This window comes from Pirellulales bacterium, assembly GCA_036499395.1.
Taxonomy (GTDB): Bacteria; Planctomycetota; Planctomycetia; order Pirellulales; family JACPPG01; genus JACPPG01.
Genome location: DASYDW010000008.1, coordinates 1 through 16,295, shown reverse-complemented (window position 1 = coordinate 16,295; position 16,295 = coordinate 1). Strand labels below are relative to the sequence as shown.

At 55.1% G+C, this 16,295-nt stretch carries 12 protein-coding genes; 3 read left to right on the top strand and 9 right to left on the bottom strand.

The window, feature by feature from the left end; genetic code table 11:
* The first annotated feature begins 563 nt into the window (after positions 1–563).
* A complete protein-coding gene (locus VGN12_01320) occupies positions 564–2,267 on the top strand; it encodes an ABC transporter ATP-binding protein/permease (protein ID HEY4308064.1) in 1,704 nt (567 codons plus the stop codon).
* Positions 2,268–2,728: 461 nt separating this feature from the next.
* Here VGN12_01320 and VGN12_01315 read toward each other — a convergent pair whose 3' ends face one another.
* Positions 2,729–3,013 (bottom strand): hypothetical protein, encoded by a 285-nt coding sequence (locus tag VGN12_01315; GenBank protein ID HEY4308063.1) that lies wholly within the window; start codon positions 3,011–3,013, stop codon positions 2,729–2,731.
* Positions 3,014–3,179: 166 nt separating this feature from the next.
* Between VGN12_01315 and VGN12_01310 the strand changes: the two genes are divergently transcribed.
* Entirely contained in the window at positions 3,180–4,967 is a 1,788-nt protein-coding gene (locus VGN12_01310; GenBank protein HEY4308062.1) for a glycoside hydrolase family 15 protein, read from the top strand.
* Between the two features lie 75 nt (positions 4,968–5,042).
* Here the strand turns inward: VGN12_01310 and VGN12_01305 are convergent, their stop codons facing one another.
* The 3 genes from VGN12_01305 to VGN12_01295 form a co-directional block, all read right to left on the bottom strand.
* A complete protein-coding gene (locus VGN12_01305) occupies positions 5,043–5,480 on the bottom strand; it encodes a PPC domain-containing DNA-binding protein (GenBank protein ID HEY4308061.1) in 438 nt (145 codons plus the stop codon).
* 111 nt (positions 5,481–5,591) lie between these two features.
* Positions 5,592–5,975 (bottom strand): sensory rhodopsin transducer, encoded by a 384-nt coding sequence (locus VGN12_01300; protein ID HEY4308060.1) that lies wholly within the window; start codon positions 5,973–5,975, stop codon positions 5,592–5,594.
* 91 nt (positions 5,976–6,066) lie between these two features.
* On the bottom strand, positions 6,067–8,604 hold the full coding sequence (locus VGN12_01295) for an FAD-linked oxidase C-terminal domain-containing protein (protein HEY4308059.1): 2,538 nt from the start codon (positions 8,602–8,604) through the stop codon (positions 6,067–6,069).
* 21 nt (positions 8,605–8,625) lie between these two features.
* Between VGN12_01295 and VGN12_01290 the strand changes: the two genes are divergently transcribed.
* Entirely contained in the window at positions 8,626–8,829 is a 204-nt protein-coding gene (locus VGN12_01290) for a hypothetical protein (protein HEY4308058.1), read from the top strand.
* A 294-nt stretch (positions 8,830–9,123) separates the two neighbouring features.
* On the opposite strand, the gene VGN12_01285 is transcribed toward VGN12_01290, so the two are convergent.
* From VGN12_01285 to VGN12_01265, 5 genes are all read right to left on the bottom strand, one after another.
* Positions 9,124–10,257 carry an enolase C-terminal domain-like protein gene (locus tag VGN12_01285; protein ID HEY4308057.1) on the bottom strand — a complete coding sequence of 378 codons (1,134 nt, stop codon included), beginning with the start codon at positions 10,255–10,257 and terminating at the stop codon, positions 9,124–9,126.
* 81 nt (positions 10,258–10,338) lie between these two features.
* Complete coding sequence (locus tag VGN12_01280) at positions 10,339–12,093, bottom strand: thiamine pyrophosphate-dependent enzyme (protein ID HEY4308056.1); 1,755 nt, start codon at positions 12,091–12,093, stop codon at positions 10,339–10,341.
* A gap of 30 nt (positions 12,094–12,123) precedes the next feature.
* Positions 12,124–13,542: a glucoamylase family protein gene (locus VGN12_01275; protein HEY4308055.1), complete on the bottom strand. Its 1,419-nt coding sequence runs from the start codon at positions 13,540–13,542 to the stop codon at positions 12,124–12,126.
* Positions 13,539–15,005, bottom strand: coding sequence for a hypothetical protein (locus tag VGN12_01270; protein HEY4308054.1), 1,467 nt, complete (start codon positions 15,003–15,005; stop codon positions 13,539–13,541). Before VGN12_01270 ends, VGN12_01275 begins: the two co-directional genes overlap by 4 nt.
* 60 nt (positions 15,006–15,065) lie before the next feature.
* Positions 15,066–16,295: SDR family oxidoreductase (locus VGN12_01265; protein ID HEY4308053.1), on the bottom strand; the 1,230-nt coding region annotated here is incomplete at its 5' end.

The window sequence follows — 16,295 nt, the reverse complement described above, 5'->3', positions numbered from 1 at the left end:
GTCCACGTGCGAGCGAATCTTCTCCTCCTCGATCCGAATCACTCCCTTAAAGTTCTCGTCGCTTGCCGACCCTGCTAAATTGTCCATGGGGCAGTCCTTCCGTACTGATAGAGTTCGTGTGACAACAAACTTCTACCAGTTCCAGGACTGCCCCTTCAATTTGTGCGCAACTATCAGGACGTTATCTAGTGGTTTAGTTCAACCCACTTTAGGCGCACGGTATGAATAACCCCATGCCTGAGCATGCTGCTGCAATGGTGCGGTTACTCGTCGAGCGACTATAACGAATCGAACAGCGTAGTCGCTCACCAGATGCCGGCCCTGGCGCCTTAAATCGCGTTCGTCCAATGGACGCTTGACCCACTAGCGGGACTTGGACCAGTTCGTGTCTTTTCCGGCTTCTCACCCTTCGGCAGGAACGAAGAAAAGCGATTTGGGGTGTCGGCAAACAGAGTCGGCCCTCTTGGGCACAAAATGTGCGTTGGAAAAGCAATTGCGAAACGGGACAGCGATCGATTGAGCCAAGCAGGATTATGCGTCAACTCCTCGGCCCGCCCTGACAAATGCCTAAATTCGCCCCGCAAAATCTTTGGAATCAGTTCGTTGTACTTGCCGCACCGTACTGGGCCGCCGAAAGGAAGTGGCGAGCGCGCTTCCTGTTATTGCTGTTAATCATATTGCTGCTGGGCCAAACGTGCGCCAATGTGCTGACCAATAAATTGACCGGTGAATTCACGTCGGCGTTAGCGGCTCACGAGACACATCGTTTCTGGGGCGCCATTATCCGGTGCTTGCTGCTTTTTCTCGTCGCCGTTCCGCTCAATGCGTTCTTTTACTTCGTTCGTGACAAGCTCGGCATACTGTGGCGGCGAGCCCTCACCAATCGCTTTCTCGGAGGCTACCTTCGGAATCGCACGTACTATCATCTCAACGCGAATGCCGAGGTCGACAACCCCGACCAGCGAATTGCCGATGATATAGACTCGTTTACGCAACGGAGTCTTTATTTCGCTATGATCGGCCTGGGAGCGCTTTTGCAGCTAATCGCCTTCAGCGGCGTCCTCGCATCCATTTCTATCGTGCTCGTCCTCCTGCTGATCGCATACGCGATTGTCGGGACGGTCGCGACGATCTTCGGATTTGGAAAAGTGCTTGTCGGATTGAACTATTCGCAGTTAAAGCGGGAAGCAGACTTCCGATTCGCTCTGATTCGGATTAGAGAAAATGCCGAGTCGATTGCATTCTATCGCGGTGAAACTAACGAAGGCGGTCAATTGAAGCAGCGATTCAATGATCTGTTTGTAAATTTCGGCAAATTGATCGGAGCGCAACTCAATCTGAATCTATTTCAGTACGGGTACAGCAATGCCGCCATAGTGATTCCGAGCATGGTTCTTGCCCCCAGAGTTATTTCGGGCGAGCTAGAGATCGGGCGGGTGACCGAAGCCGCTGGCGCGTTTGCGGCCACGCTGCAAGCAGTTACGGTCATCATTGATAAATTCGACATCCTTGCGAAATTCGGCGCCGGAGTACGGCGGCTGCACTCATTCGCGACAACCATGGAAGTGCTGAATGGAAAGAGCAAAGGCCCCGTTATTGTGAGCGCTGATGGTCCTGATGTGGTCATCGAGAACGTTACGTTGCAGACACCGGATTACGGAAGGACATTGATCGAAGACCTCTCGTTAAAAATCGGCCCAAGTGCGGACCTGATCATTGTGGGTAGCAGTGGTGGCGGAAAAAGCTCGCTCCTGCGAGCGATTGGTGGGTTGTGGACGTCTGGAACTGGGCGGATTATCCGGCCAGACGCCGAGGGACTCCTGTTCTTGCCACAACACCCATACATGATTCTGGGAACTTTGCGCGATCAGATGTTGTATCCCAAGATGCATAAAGGTAGATCAGATGAAGAGCTCCTTGAACTCTTGAAAGCGGTAAACCTCGGTGAACTCGCCGATCGGTGTGGGGGGTTGGACATTGAAATGGATTGGGGGAAAGTCTTGTCTCTCGGTGAACAGCAACGACTGGCGATCGCCCGGTTGCTGCTAGCCAATCCTCGGTATGCCATGTTGGACGAAGCCACCAGCGCTCTTGATACGAGCAACGAATCAATTGTTTATCAGCGGCTGAAAGACTCGGGGACAATCTTAGTGAGCATTAGTCATCGTTTGTCCATCCTGCGGTTTCATCAACAAGTGCTGCAGCTCACTGGAAATGGAAAATGGAAGCTCCATTCTGTCAAAGACTTTCGGGTTGAAAGAGATTAAACGATTAATGGAAGCTCCTGACGTGCTAACCGCTCGCTAAGATGCGAAACAAATCGGACCAAACAACGTCCGGCTTCGTCTCCGTGGGTCACCACTCGGCTACTCCAAGCGGGATAACTCCCGTTCACTTCCCCAGCCGGCTAGAACCGCGTGATTGCGCTGTTGTTCTAGTGGTGTTTTATGATGAGCGGTGACTAGCGGTTTGGGAGACTGATGCGATTAAGTGGTCGAGTATGGACATTCTACGAGCGACAATTGGCCATTGCCTGTTGCAATCGCGTTATTGGCGTTCGCACAGTTTACGACCTGCTGCAGGTTCCATTACCGACTGCACGGAAATATAAAAAACCGCGCTAGGGTAAGGCCCAAAATAATCCGGCCATTTGACGGTATGGCTTGCCAGACAATTTCTACCGACGGAAACAGGGTATGGCCTATGCGGATTTGCTGCCAGGAGGTAGCTACGCAATATCCTCGGCATCGACAGTCCGTGCGTAATCGTCGAACTTTCGTTCGGCTTTGACAAATCTCTCCTCCGAAACGGTGCCTCCCGACTTTCCCGACAAGACTTCCCAAGCCAGTGGGATAGTCGTAAGTGCGCCAACCGCCGCCAATGTCCAGCCGTAGGTCCGCCGTTCCTCCTGCGTGAATCGTCCGGCAAGCAGTAGACCGAGGCCAAATCCAAACGCCGCGCGGGTGCCGGCAATCAGATCAATAGTAGCCAGGCTCAAAATGCGTTCGATCATAAGGCCACCTTCCGTACCGCATTTATTTCGATAAACGTCTTTCATGCGAACGTTTGGTTCCAACGTGCAAATTAGATGCCGACTGCGCAGGTTCTATATAATGTCGCGGCGAGTGGGTTGGCGGTCCCTACGGATACCGCCTTCTAATTTCTTTCGCAATAAATCTATGCCATCAAAAATCGAAGATTATGCACTTATTGGCGATTGCGAAACAGCCGCGCTGGTGGACCGCAACGGCTCTATTGATTGGCTCTGCTGGCCGCGCTTCGATTCCGAGGCATGTTTCGCCGCGATCCTTGGCAATCCCGACAATGGTCGCTGGATTATTTCTCCGTCGGAGAACGTGCGAACAACTCGGCGCACTTACCGTGGCGATACATTGGTTCTAGAGACACATTACGAGACTGATCGGGGTTCGGTTAATGTCGTCGATTTCATGCCCTTGCGTTCGGAACGGCCAATACTGGTTCGCATCGTCGAGGGTCTGAGCGGCAGCGTGCCCCTGCAGATGGAACTCGTCTTGAGATTCGGATACGGCCAAGTTGTACCTTGGGTGCAACGCCATGAGGACGGGATCCAGGCAATAGGCGGCCCTGATGGGGTTATCTTGCATGCGGATGTCGATGTGCACGGTCGGGGATTGACAACTACGGCTGAGTTTGTCGTCGCAGAAGGGCAGACAGTTGCCTTTTCCTTATGCTGGTTCGAGTCGTATAAACAGCCGCCGAAACGGCCGGATGTTATGGGGTTGCTCGCTGAAACTAACCGGTGGTGGCACGACTGGACCGATCGTCACGCCTATCGCGGCAAATGGCGTGACGCGGTTCTTCGTTCATTGATCACCCTCAAGGCGCTCACCTACAGACCAACAGGTGGCATCGTGGCCGCGCCGACGACTTCACTTCCGGAGAAACTCGGCGGAAGTCGCAATTGGGACTATCGCTTTTGCTGGGTCCGCGATGCGACCATGACCTTGCTTGCCTTCATGTCGGCCGGCTATGTGGAAGAAGCCGCGGCCTGGCGCGAATGGTTGCTGCGAGCTGCGGCGGGCAGTCCGGCCGACCTGCAGATTGCCTACGGTATTCGGGGCGAACGCCGGTTGACCGAGCTCTCCCTCGATTGGCTGGCGGGCTATGAGGATTCGCAACCCGTGCGAATTGGTAACGCCGCCTATCAGCAATTTCAGCTAGACGTCTACGGCGAGTTGATGGATTCTATGTATCAATGCCGAACGCATGGTTTGCCGCCGGACGTAGCGGCCTGGAATTTAGAAGTTGCAATCATAGAATTCGTGGAAAAGAACTGGATGGCACCGGACGAGGGCATTTGGGAGATTCGCGGACCACGCCAGAATTTTACGCATTCTAAAGTTATGGCCTGGGTCGCACTGGACCGAGCTATCAAGAGCATCGAACGGTTCGGTCTCAATGGACCGATTCAAAGATGGCGCGGAGTGCGCCAGGCGATTCACGATGATGCCTGCAAGCAAGGGTACAACGAGCAATTGAACAGTTTTGTGCAATATTACGGAAGCGACGAACTAGACGCGGCGCTGTTGATGATCCCACTCGTCGGCTTTCTGCCGGCCGACGATGCGCGCGTGAAAGGGACCGTGCAAGCAATCGAAAACGGCCTGATGGACGACGGTTTGGTGCGGCGTTACGGCACATCAAACTCAGTCGACGGATTGCCATCAGGGGAAGGCGTTTTTTTACCGTGCACATTCTGGCTCGCTGACAACTATGTCTTGTCAAACAGGCGTGCCGAGGCCGCAAGCCTGTTTGAGCGACTACTCGATATGCGAAACGATGTTGGTCTCCTCGCTGAAGAATACGACCCGCAATCATCTCGACTCGTGGGAAATTTTCCGCAGACGCTTTCCCACATGGCGCTAATCAATACGGCGACTCATCTGTCACAGGATGACGGGCCGACCCACCGCCGCCGCGACTGACAGTCGGCCGCCTCGATCGAAGACTGGAATCATCCGTGACATCACTGTGTAGAAAATCCAGATGATGTTTGCGGGCTACAATGTTATCAGGGCAAGACTGCTTTCGGGGTCGTGACGGCGTTGCAAATGGGCTGGCGATTCCACCAGGACGACTTCCAACGTCGGTCGGACGTGCGCCTCCAACAAATGACCGCCGCGCGTTGTCCCATCCATGCGCCCCACGACAAGGTGTGCATGGACCTTGGGCTTCCCGCTGGCATCCCAGGCAACATCGCCAACTAAAGCGAGCACTTCCACTTGCTCGGCCACTGAAATGCGGCTGTAGTCTTTCTTCTCCCAGTCGAAGTAACCAAGCGTCACGTCCCGCAAGGCTCCGATCGCTGTGAAATGCGCCGCAGCAAGTTGTTTTTGAGCAGCAAAGTCAGCTAGCCCAGATGCGACCTCGTCTCCAGTTTCAAAGATCACTGCAAATGTCCTTTGGCCGTTCAGCTCTTGAAGTAGCTTGCTTTTCATCGTTAATCATTCCTCGCAAGATCTCACATCGACCAAGTGCGTTTCTGTAATTATCGGTTCGGCAACCCGCCGAAAATGTCTGGTGCGCGCGATTATCATCTACTTCGTTTCTCAGGGATCAGCGCACGGGAACGCCACAGTGCTGAGTAAGGCATTTTCAGCCTGCCGTGAGTCTAACCGGGAGTGCTGCACGACAATGGGCATGTCCGACTCGATGAGACTCGCGTAATCCGTGTCGCGCGGGATCGATTCCGGATCGTTCAAGTCGTTGAAGCGCATATGCAGCGTGCGCCGCGCGGGCACCTTCACCTGATACGGGCCGACGGGCTCGCGATCCGCAAAGTAGATCGTGATTTGTACGATCGCATCCTCGTTTGAAGTATTCAAAAGACAAGCCGTTTCGTGACTTGTCATTTGCGGTTCTGGACCGTGGCTTTCCGGAGGAATGTAACCTTCTGCAATAGCCCAACGTCGTTTTCCAATGGGAGCATTCACAATATTGTCTCCTTGAAACATCTCAGAATGTTAGGCGCTCGCATCGGTAGCTCAAATGTTGCCATTCGATTACTTGTCCAAAAAACGGGGGTTATTCCACAGGCAGGTTTTCGCCAGCGCCGACTAGGACGTGTTTGTCCGAGGACGTATGGCCGTTGCCATTGCTTTGCATCTTAAGGGCCAGCTGCAAAACATCCGCCAGATGCATGGCGCGCCGCGGCGTGGTTTGGCCAATCTGTTGCTGGCAGCTGAAGCCGTTTGCAATGATGAGCATGTCGCGATCGGCGTTGCGGACCGCGGGCAGCAGTGCCCGCTCACCACAGGCGATTGCAACGTCATAATGCGGACCGCTTTCAAAACCAAAGGATCCGGCCATCCCGCAGCATCCCGGCTCTGGCATCTCGAAATCCAATCCCATTTTCTTAAGCAACTCCGATTCGTCGTCCATGCCCATCACCGATTTATGGTGACAATGGCCATGGACAATTGCCTTACGTTCCAGCCGAGGCGGCCGGTAGTCGGGGACTTTTCGGTTGAGAAACTCACTCAAAAGGAATGACTGCTGACATAATCGTTTGGCGTCTTCGTCATTGGGGAACAGATTCGTCAACTCATCGCGAAAGACTGCCAAGCAACTTGGCTCCAGGCCAACCAGCGGAATGCCCGCCTGAATTTCAGGTCTGAGTGTTGTGAGTATCTCGTTCAATAGCCGTTTGGCGGTGTCGAGCATGCCGAAATCATAAAGCGGCCGACCACAGCATAGGGACACCTTCGGTACCAGCACCTTGAAACCCGCCGCCTCCAATACTTCGACCGCGGCTTGGCACGTCTCAGGATGAAAATGGTTGTTGAACGTATCAGGCCAGAGCATTACCTCAGGCTTATCATGGTTGCATGCTGGTCGACGAAGGAACCACTCCTTGAACGTCTGTATGGCGAACGGAGGCATACTCCGTCGGCTATCGATGCCGCCAATCCATTTGGCAATGCCGCGTAAGCCGGGCGTCTGACTGAAGAAATTGGCAACTGCCGGCAGGTAAGCTGCCATCCGAGCCCACCAGTAGATCCAACCCATCGAATACGCATAACGCGGACGCAGTCGCCCCTCGTAGTAGTGCGAAAGGAATTCGGCCTTGTAGGTCGCCATGTCGACGTTGACGGGACAATCTCCCTTGCAGCCTTTGCAGGCCAAGCACAGATCGAGAGCGTCCTTGACCGCTTCGCTCCTCCAACCGTCGGTCAGCACCTCGCCGTTCATCATTTCAAACAGCAGATGAGCCCGTCCGCGCGTGGAATCCTTCTCTTCTCGCGTCACCTGATAGCTGGGACACATAACCTGGCCATTATGGCGGCGGCATTCGCCAACTCCGACACACCGCAACGCAGCGCGGCCAAAGGAATGGCGATCATTGGGGAACTGGAAATGCGTTTCATGCTGAGGAGGGCTGTAGTCCGCGCCAATCCGCAGATTCTCCGCCACTCCATAGGCGTCGATCTTCTTGCCGGGATTCATTTTTGCGTGGGGGTCCCAGATCGCCTTGAATTCGCGGAAGGCCTGACAGAGTTTGTCGCCAAACATCTTTGGCAGGTACTCTCCGCGTGCCTGACCATCGCCATGTTCGCCTGAAAGAGAGCCGCCAAAACGCAGCACAAGATCCGTGGCCTCGTCCATGAAGGCTTTGAACTTCTCGATGCCGAGGGTGGTATAGAGGTCAAATCCAACACGGCAATGAATGCAGCCCTGACCGAAATGACCATAGAGCGACGGGTGATAGTCAAACTTGTCGAACAGTTTCCGCAATTCTGGCAAATAGGCGCCTACCTGATCCGGCGGCACGGCCGAATCCTCCCAGCCTGGCCAAGTATCAGGTCGACCGGGAACCCAGGCAGTCGAACCAAGTCCTCCTTCTCGAACTTTCCAGATCATCTGTTCGTGAGTTGGATCGTCCAAGAGTTTCATCTGGGGTGCGTCGTCATGTTTTCTCAGCATCTCCATGCAACGATGCGCTTGTTCATCGGAATCCCGTTTGTCTTCTCCGCCAAATTCGACCAGCAGAAAACCCTTCCCTGGCGGTAATAATGCGAGATCGGCGGTCTCGTCTCCTTTTGCTTTGACAAACTTGAATAGCAGATGGTCGAACCCCTCCAAGGCCGTTGGCTTCAAAGGCAGGATTTCCATTAAATGATTGCAGGCGTGGTAGACGTCAGGGTAGCCGAGCACCAGTAGCGAGCGTCGCTTCGGAGCTGGGACCAGATGTAGGGTCGCTTCGAGAATCGTAACTAGGGTCGACTCTGAACCAACGAGCGACCTCGCAACATGAAAGCCATTTTCGGGCAACAGCGAATCGATGTTGTACCCGGAGACGCGCCGTGGCAGTTGCGGAAAACGGGCGCGAATCTCATCCGCATATTTGTCGCGAAAAGCTTTGAGTTTGCCATATAGCTCGCCCCGCTGGCCGCCAGCGTGGATAATCGTCTCGAGTTCGTCGGACGTCGTCTCCCCTACACGTAGGCGAAGGCCATCGTAGGTAAGGATTTCCAACGAGTGAGTGCTATCCGCCGTTCGTAGTCCGCGTCCGTGCTTGGCACATAACAGTGAATGCGCGCCACACGAATCGTTACCAAGCATGCCACCCAAGGTGCAATGACTATGAGTGGAGGGGTCGGGACCGAAGGTGAGGCCATGCTGCTCGGCGGCATGTCGCAAATCGTCCAACACGCAACCTGGTTGCACGATGCCGAGACTCTTGTCCGCTTCAATACGCACCACATCGTGCATGTATTTGGAGAAATCCATGACGACGGCAACATTACAACATTGGCCTGCCAGACTGGTTCCACAGCCTCGCGATAAGATGGGCGCACCGAAGCGGTAGGCCGCCGCGATCGTCTGTATCACATCGACGTCAGCGCGCGGAATAACGACGCCGATTGGCGCCTGCCGATAGTTAGAGCCGTCGGTGGCATACAGTGCGCGGCTACCAGCGTCGAAACGGACTTCGCCTTGAATCGTGCTACGTAATGCGTCGGCCAGCGCGTCGGCCTGGCCGTCAGCAATCGCTGTACGGTTATCGTCAACGCGCTGTCGCGCAAAGCGTCCTTGTTCATTTTTCTGTCGCAATATCGGCAAACTGTCCATAGAACTTCTTCAGTCGTTAGGTGCGCTATTACTTGCCCAGATCTCAAATTGACTTGCATCGGCCTCTTTGAGTTCGAGTCCGAGACCGGGGCGCGACAAATCCGGTATCAGATTTCCAGCAACGGGCTCACGGAAACCGTCGAACAACATGGACTCAATACGGGCGTGATCGTGAAAATATTCCAAATGTCGCAATGGCAATGCCGCGCAACACACGTGCGTGTGCAGCGACGGCGCACAATGTGCCGAGAGGGGGAGTGAACGAGCCGAACAGAGCGCCGCGGTTTGAAGAAAGCCGGTGATGCCCGCGCACCGACTGGCATCTGCCTGCAAAACGTCCACGGCGCCAGCCTCTAGCATGTCGCGAAAGTAGGGTAGATCGTAGCCATATTCACCTGCCGCGATGTCCATTCCGGCAGGCCCACGATCGCGTAGTAGCCGCAGCCCTTCCAAGTCATCAGCCGACACGGGCTCCTCGAACCAGCTCACTTTCAACTCCGAGAAGCGCTCGGCAAAATGGAGAGCCTCCTTGCGGTCATAGGCTCCGTTGGCATCGACGAATAATTCCGCTTCCGGGCCAATTGCTTCTCGGGCTGCTCTCACTCGCTCTAAATCTTGTTCGGGATGCGTCCCGATCTTCATCTTGACGCGAGGAATGCCTTCGGCAACCCAACCAGACAACTGTTGTTGTAGCTGTTTAACCGTGTAGGACGTGAAACCACCGCTACCATAGACCGGCATGCGATCACGGACGGCGCCAAGCAATGAGACCAGAGGCACATTCAGCAAACAGGCTTTCAGATCCCATAAGGCCACATCAACCGCGGCAATTGCCATCGATGCGATCCCTGGCCGCCCCAGATTGCGGATTGCCCGCACCATGGCAATCCAAGTCCCAGGCACGCCGAAGGCGTCGCGCCGCCGCACTATTGGGGCAAGCGTTTCATCTATAAGCTTGGCTGTCGCCACGTCAGCATAGGTATAACCCAGACCAGCCACGTGTTCGGAGCGGACGTGAACGCAGACTAGGGTTGTCTGATTCCAGGCAATCGTGCCATCGGCCTCGGGAAGGTCGGTAGGAATGCGATACGCCGCCACGCGAAGCTCATTGACGGCGGCGTTGCAATGTTTCGCGGTGTGCATACGACTACCATGTTGCGCGCCGACTTAGAGGACAGCTCATAGTCCACCGGCGATATTTAAAATGAGACCAACCGAGGCAATCTAGATGACTTCGCGAATCTTGTCTTCGAGCACAGCCTTGATAATGGACTTGCTGTATTTTTCTCCTCGAACCAGAGCCTTGGCGAATTGCCATGCCTGATCCAACGTGGCATGGCCAGGCATCGCCGGCTCGTTCGGATCTACGACAGCTTCGATTAAGGCCGGTCCGGGATGGGCGAATGCTTCGGCCATTACTTGCTCGACCTTTGTAGGATCGTCAACCGTGAAACCGCCTGCGCCACAGGCGCGTGCGTACGCGGCAAAGTCGATCGGCTGCAGATCAACACCAAATTCCGGATTGCCTTCGAAAACCATCTGTTCCCATTTGATCTGCCCGAGCGTGTTGTTTTTAATTACGATGACCTTGACCGGGAGGTTGTGCTTTACCAGTGTGGCGATCTCGCCGAGCATCATCGTGAGACCACCATCGCCGACAACGGCAACCACCTGCCTGCCTGGAAATGCGACTGCGGCGCCAATGGCATAAGGCAAGCCATTCCCCATCGTCGCCAGCATGCCTGAGGCGGAGAACAACATCTCGGCGCGAATCTTCACATACCGGGCAGTCCAACTAGTCACGGTGCCGCAGTCACTGGCGATAACGGCATCGGGCGCTAAGAACTTATTTAGTGTGTGCGTCACAACTTGGGGTTTGAGCGGTTTGTCCATTCGGCTGGCACGGCTTAATAGAAGTTCGTTCCACCCCTGCATTCCCTTCTGCGCCGATTCCAGGAAGGAGCGATCCTCCTTTCGCCCGATCAGCGGCAGCAGTTCATCGAGAACGCGCCGACAATCTCCCACCAGCCCTATTTCGGCAGGATGGCGAAGTCCGATGCGCGACGCGTCGATATCGATTTGAACGCATTTACCCTGCCCCGGCTTCGGATAGAACTCCATGTAGGGGAAGCCGCTCCCGATGATGATCAACGTATCGCAACTGTGCATCGCATCTTGCGATGGAGCTGTGCCCAGCAGTCCCAAACCGCCGGTGGTGTAGGGACTGTCATCGGGTAAGACGGCTTTTCCCAGCAGGGCTTTGGCGACCGGCGCCCCGAGCTTTTCGGCCAACTCCAGCACCTGCGCCCGACAATGCAGCGCACCACGGCCCACCAAAATGGCGACTTTTTTTCCGTCATTGATGAGGTCAGCCGCGGCTCTTAGGTCTTCCCGAGCGGGATGAGAGGTTGTCGGGGCTGCCTGCTCGGCGCTGTGTCCCTTAATATTGGCTGTGGATCGGGGCGACTCGGAACCGTCCCAATCCTGGATGTCCTTAGGAGTGCAGAGGTGCGCGACGCCCCTTCGCGCCATGGCGGTGCGAATGCCGTCATCTAGTGCGTTATGGACGTGCGCTGGCCCTGTAATGCGCTCGTTATAGACCGCGACGTCCATGAAGAGCTTGGTCAGATCGACGTCCTGTTGGTACTGCGTGCCAATCAGATCATGAAACGTATGGCCGGTAATGGCCAGCACCGTCTGGCCGTCGCACTTCGCGTCGTAGAGTCCGTTCAATAGATGGATGCCGCCAGGACCTGATGTTGCCAGGCAGACTCCCAGGCGACCGGTGTATTTCGAGTAACCGCAAGCGGCGAAAGCAGCCGCTTCCTCATGTCGAACTTGGATGAATTTGATCTTGTCCTGTCGAGTCCGCAGCGCTTCGAAAATGCCGTTGATCCCATCACCTGGAAATCCAAAGATCGTGTCGACTTTCCAATCAATGAGACGTTCGACCAATAGTTCGGCCACATTTTTTGCCATCACGTATACTCCATTACTTCGCTTTACGCTTCACACGCCGTCTGGCTGCTTCTCGTTCGACGGCCGAGAGTTTGATGGAACCGCGATACGTTGCGCTCGGCCGGAGGCTGGTTTCATTTCCGAGGCGTTAGTGCACCAGGCGCGTGGACTCTCCGCCCCCAGCCAGCCACCCGTGAAGCCGGCCTGATGCAGTCCTTTGACTAGGTACGGGCACTGTCGCATCAGTCGCCAGAGAAGCCCGGATCGGGCGTTCTCAATCATCAATACGACAGGACCCTGGTTCAGCCCCAGGTGGCATGGTGAAACCCAACAATCCGCAGGTGCAGACGTCACGGGATATGTGGGATTGAACGTGGCCTTGTAGCCGTACGAGTTGTTCATGCGCAACTTCAGATTGTCAAAGTCCTGAAGGGCCGCAAGTACGATCTCTGGGGCAAACGGCAATGAGGCAGCCGCCGCCCACGGCGCGATGGTGCCGTCGTCGGGGCCATCGGGTATGCCTCTTGCCGCGTAATGAAAGAAATGGCGCTCTCTGCCGTCAACTTCGCATGTTATCCAGCCAGGCCCATCGCTGGAGGTGATGCCCCAACAGTCTTTACCGTACCCTTTGAACTGGCCGGGATTGTGAATCGCGTATTGCTGCTGCGCGTACGTTGCTCGACGGCTGTTCTCGAAATAGTCGATGCATTTGTCGCGCATGTACTCGTCGGCGATGCCACGAAAATCGACCCACACATGCGACAGCTGGTGAGTGAAGAGAGGGCCGGAATAGAGATACTCGTGATCGTAAATCTTTCTCCACTTGTAAGTGGACGTCCAAGCAGTGTAGCTCTCGTCCGCAAGCGGGTGGGTTGGGGATCCTAAGCCAAGGATGTACAAAAGCAAGGCCTCGCTGTAACCTTCCCAGCGATCGGGCAAGAATCCGGTCTCGGGCTTCCAACCGTGCGTTACAGTTGCACCACTATCCAAAGCCCATCGCCAATCGACGCGGCGATATAGTCCATCCGCCAGACTTCGGATCTCGTGTTCAGACCGCGATTCAGCGGTGAAATATGCCGCGGCAGCAAGCATTCCGGCTATTGCATAGGTCGAGTCAATGGTCGAAAGCTCGCAATTTCCGAACCTAGCGCCAGTCTGCATGTCAAGAAAGTGGTAATAAAATCCCTTGTAACCCGTGGCAGTAGCGCTCTTCCCTTGAGGTGCGTCTCGCAAAAATCGTAGTGTGGTGAGTGTTCGATCGACCGCGTCCTCGCGAGTTAGGAAGCCACGCTCAACGCCCACGGGATAACTCGCTAAGCCTAAACCAACCGCCGCAATACTTGCCGGAGTTCCGGCTTTGGTTCGATCCGCGATAAGTCCATTCGCGGGATTCGTCTCATTGACAAAATAGGCGAAGGACTCTCTTTGCAGATCATTCAATTTCTCGGAGGTCAATAACGGGGATGTCATGCCATTGCCCCCTCGTGATGGCTAGTGGAGAGTTCCAAAGTCACAGCCGCGACGGAATGGGGCGGCAAGGTGACGTCCAGCCAAGCCGAGGCGTTCTCGTATTTCCAGGTTTGAGTCTCTCGCACCAGTTGCGAAGCAACATTTAGCACCTCGACTTGACGCGGCGTGGGAAATTGCGGCTTCCCCATCTGGAGCCAAGCGTTCTTCGCATTCGCATGATCGTCGTCGATGCGCTCGATATAGACATCCGTCGGCGGCGAAATGTCAGTTAGTTGCACCTTAACGTGCTCAGTTCTGATCGGATGACGTGGCAGCGCCTGATTGCAAATCAGTACAGTAATGGCGTTCGAATTCCGCACCACCCAAGCGTCTACAGTCTCGTGAATACCATCAACCAAGCACGTTTCACTTCCCAGGCGATGTAAAAGCTCGAAGGCGCGATAGGACGGCTTCGCAACGCCCTGGATGGTGAGTAGACCGAAGCCACCCTGGAAAGGCTGTGCAGGAAAATAATTCTCGGCGAAGATGTCCGTAAACGTCCAGTAAGAGTAGCCCTCGACCAGCCCCTTGGCCTCCATCATGGTCTTAACAATCACTGTTGCCGTATACGGCTCGTCGTGCAAGTGATCGCGCGGATTCGAGGAGGCATTCCATTCGGTGTAATAGAGTGCACGACCGCGACATTTACGACGTGTGTCCTGAGTCCAATTACGCATAATACTGCGCTGGCTAATTGCCAACTGCGTTTCGGTGTCTTCATCGGTCGTGCCTAGAGCATCGGTTGGGTAATGATGCGTGCTGACAAAATCGACGGGCGCATCAACTTTCTCGCAGAAAGCGAGAAATTCATTTATCCATCCGTCCTTTGCTGTGGCCGGGCCGCCCACCTGCAGTGTGGCGTCAACCTGCTTGATCGTATTGGCAGTACAGCGATAGAAATCGAAGTAGCTCTCTTGAGAGCCAGGCCAGAATGCTTTTAGATTCGGCTCATTCCAAACTTCGAAAAACCATGTTCGGATTTCGTCCACGCCGTAACGTTCGACCCAATGTGCCACGAGTTTATGGATCAGCGTGGCCCACTGTGTGTTCTCTTTGGGATGTGTGACGTTGGCCTGGTAGTTGAAGGCGGTTGTTTTGCCCGATGCCAGCGCCGTAGGCATGAAGCTCAATTCCACAAATGGCTTCATTCCGATCGAAAGCAGATAGTCCCACATCTGATCCGCGTTAAAAAACGAGTAGAGTAATTGGTCTTGTTCGTCGACAAGTGTCCCCATCCCGTCGGACAGAATCCCGTGAAAGCGAACGTGACCAAAACCGAGCTCATCGTGGCAGCGCCGTAGTTGTTCCCGCCAGTCGGCCCGCAGCCCCATAGTCGCATGGCTACCGCCGACGGTATGCTCCCAAAAATGGGGCAGATCTCCCGTTGTCTCTGTCAGACAGCAGCGGAATTCGACTGGCAGCATGTCGTCTCGTGGTTGGCAAAATGTTAATGCACCATGCAATGGCGCGATGTTACGCAGGAATCATTGCTCCATTGCCTTTTCGGATAGCGCATCTTGCAGATCTGTCGAGCCCTTGATTGTCCGCTTTGTGCTTCGTTCTTGGTTTCGTCTGCCGAGAACGAATGCCGCCAGCGTTCCGACGGAAGCACCGATTAAACCTCCCCGCCAAATACTTCTTCTACCGTTCACCAGCGCGTCGCAAGCGCTTCCAACCACTGTGGAGATAGCAATCAGCCTTCGATGCTGATCCGCCCAGAGTTGTAGGCTGTGGTCGTGCGATCGAGCATCGAAATCGCCGTGGGCTCCATGGTCGACGACATCATCAACCGGTTCGTAAAGATTGTCTCGCCGATGAGGATCCGCTTTGTCGTCGCACTGCTGTGATTCGTAGCCCTGATGCCCCAAGTACCAATCACCGAATCCGGGCGCGAGCTTATTGCCTTGAATCGCGACGACCGTTGGCCCGCCTATAAACCACTCCCGGCGATAATTATGCGCCGCATGACAAATCGCATCGGCCGCCACTTCTGGCTGGTAGATCGGTGGGACGGGTTGCGGCTTCCGCGGAAGCCGACTTTTTACCCAGTCGAATTGAGGCGTATTTAAGGCCGGCATTTGTACCATCGTGATCTTGACGTCGCTCTGGTCATGGATCAGCTCGCAGCGCACCGATTCGGTAAAGCCCTGAATCGCATGTTTCGCGCCGCAATAGGCAGACTGCAACGGTATGCCGCGATAGGCCAAGGCCGAGCCAACCTGAAGAATCGTACCTCGATTGCGCGGCAACATATGCTTTAGGGCAGCGAGGGTGCCGTAGACCACGCCCAGATACGTCACGTCGGTTACACGCTTGTAATCATCCGGCGTCATCTTTTTCGCCGGAGAGAATACGGAGCACATCGCGTCATTGATCCAAACGTCGATCGGGCCAAATTCCTTTTCAACAGCAGTCGCCGCAGCCCCGACTTGCTCTGCGTCCGCCACGTCAGTTGGCACAACGAGTGCCTTGCCGCCAAGTTGTTCGACGTCGCGACGAGCGCCATTCAGCCCCGCTTTGCCACGTGCCAACAAGCCGATGCAAGCCCCTTGTCTCGCGAAAGCACGTACCGTAGCACGACCAACTCCGGCTGACGCTCCGGTCACAACCACGACTTCTGGTTGAAGTTTGCTTGTCACCATACTCTCCATGGTTGGTTCCGCAGTTTTGAGCTCAGCCCGCATCTCATAGTTGATCGGCGCCGGCATTTCTTT

Excerpts from the sequence above, each read along its gene's own strand:
- VGN12_01310 (HEY4308062.1), top strand. The coding sequence starts at position 3,180 with ATGCCATCAAAAATCGAAGATTATGCACTTATTGGCGATTGCGAAACA.
- VGN12_01280 (HEY4308056.1), bottom strand. The coding sequence starts at position 12,093 with ATGGCAAAAAATGTGGCCGAACTATTGGTCGAACGTCTCATTGATTGG.
- VGN12_01275 (HEY4308055.1), bottom strand. The coding sequence starts at position 13,542 with ATGACATCCCCGTTATTGACCTCCGAGAAATTGAATGATCTGCAAAGA.
- VGN12_01305 (HEY4308061.1), bottom strand. The coding sequence starts at position 5,480 with ATGAAAAGCAAGCTACTTCAAGAGCTGAACGGCCAAAGGACATTTGCA.
- VGN12_01320 (HEY4308064.1), top strand. The coding sequence starts at position 564 with ATGCCTAAATTCGCCCCGCAAAATCTTTGGAATCAGTTCGTTGTACTT.
- VGN12_01290 (HEY4308058.1), top strand. The coding sequence starts at position 8,626 with ATGAGTGGAGGGGTCGGGACCGAAGGTGAGGCCATGCTGCTCGGCGGC.
- VGN12_01295 (HEY4308059.1), bottom strand. The coding sequence starts at position 8,604 with ATGCTTGGTAACGATTCGTGTGGCGCGCATTCACTGTTATGTGCCAAG.
- VGN12_01285 (HEY4308057.1), bottom strand. The coding sequence starts at position 10,257 with ATGCACACCGCGAAACATTGCAACGCCGCCGTCAATGAGCTTCGCGTG.
- VGN12_01270 (HEY4308054.1), bottom strand. The coding sequence starts at position 15,005 with ATGCTGCCAGTCGAATTCCGCTGCTGTCTGACAGAGACAACGGGAGAT.
- VGN12_01315 (HEY4308063.1), bottom strand. The coding sequence starts at position 3,013 with ATGATCGAACGCATTTTGAGCCTGGCTACTATTGATCTGATTGCCGGC.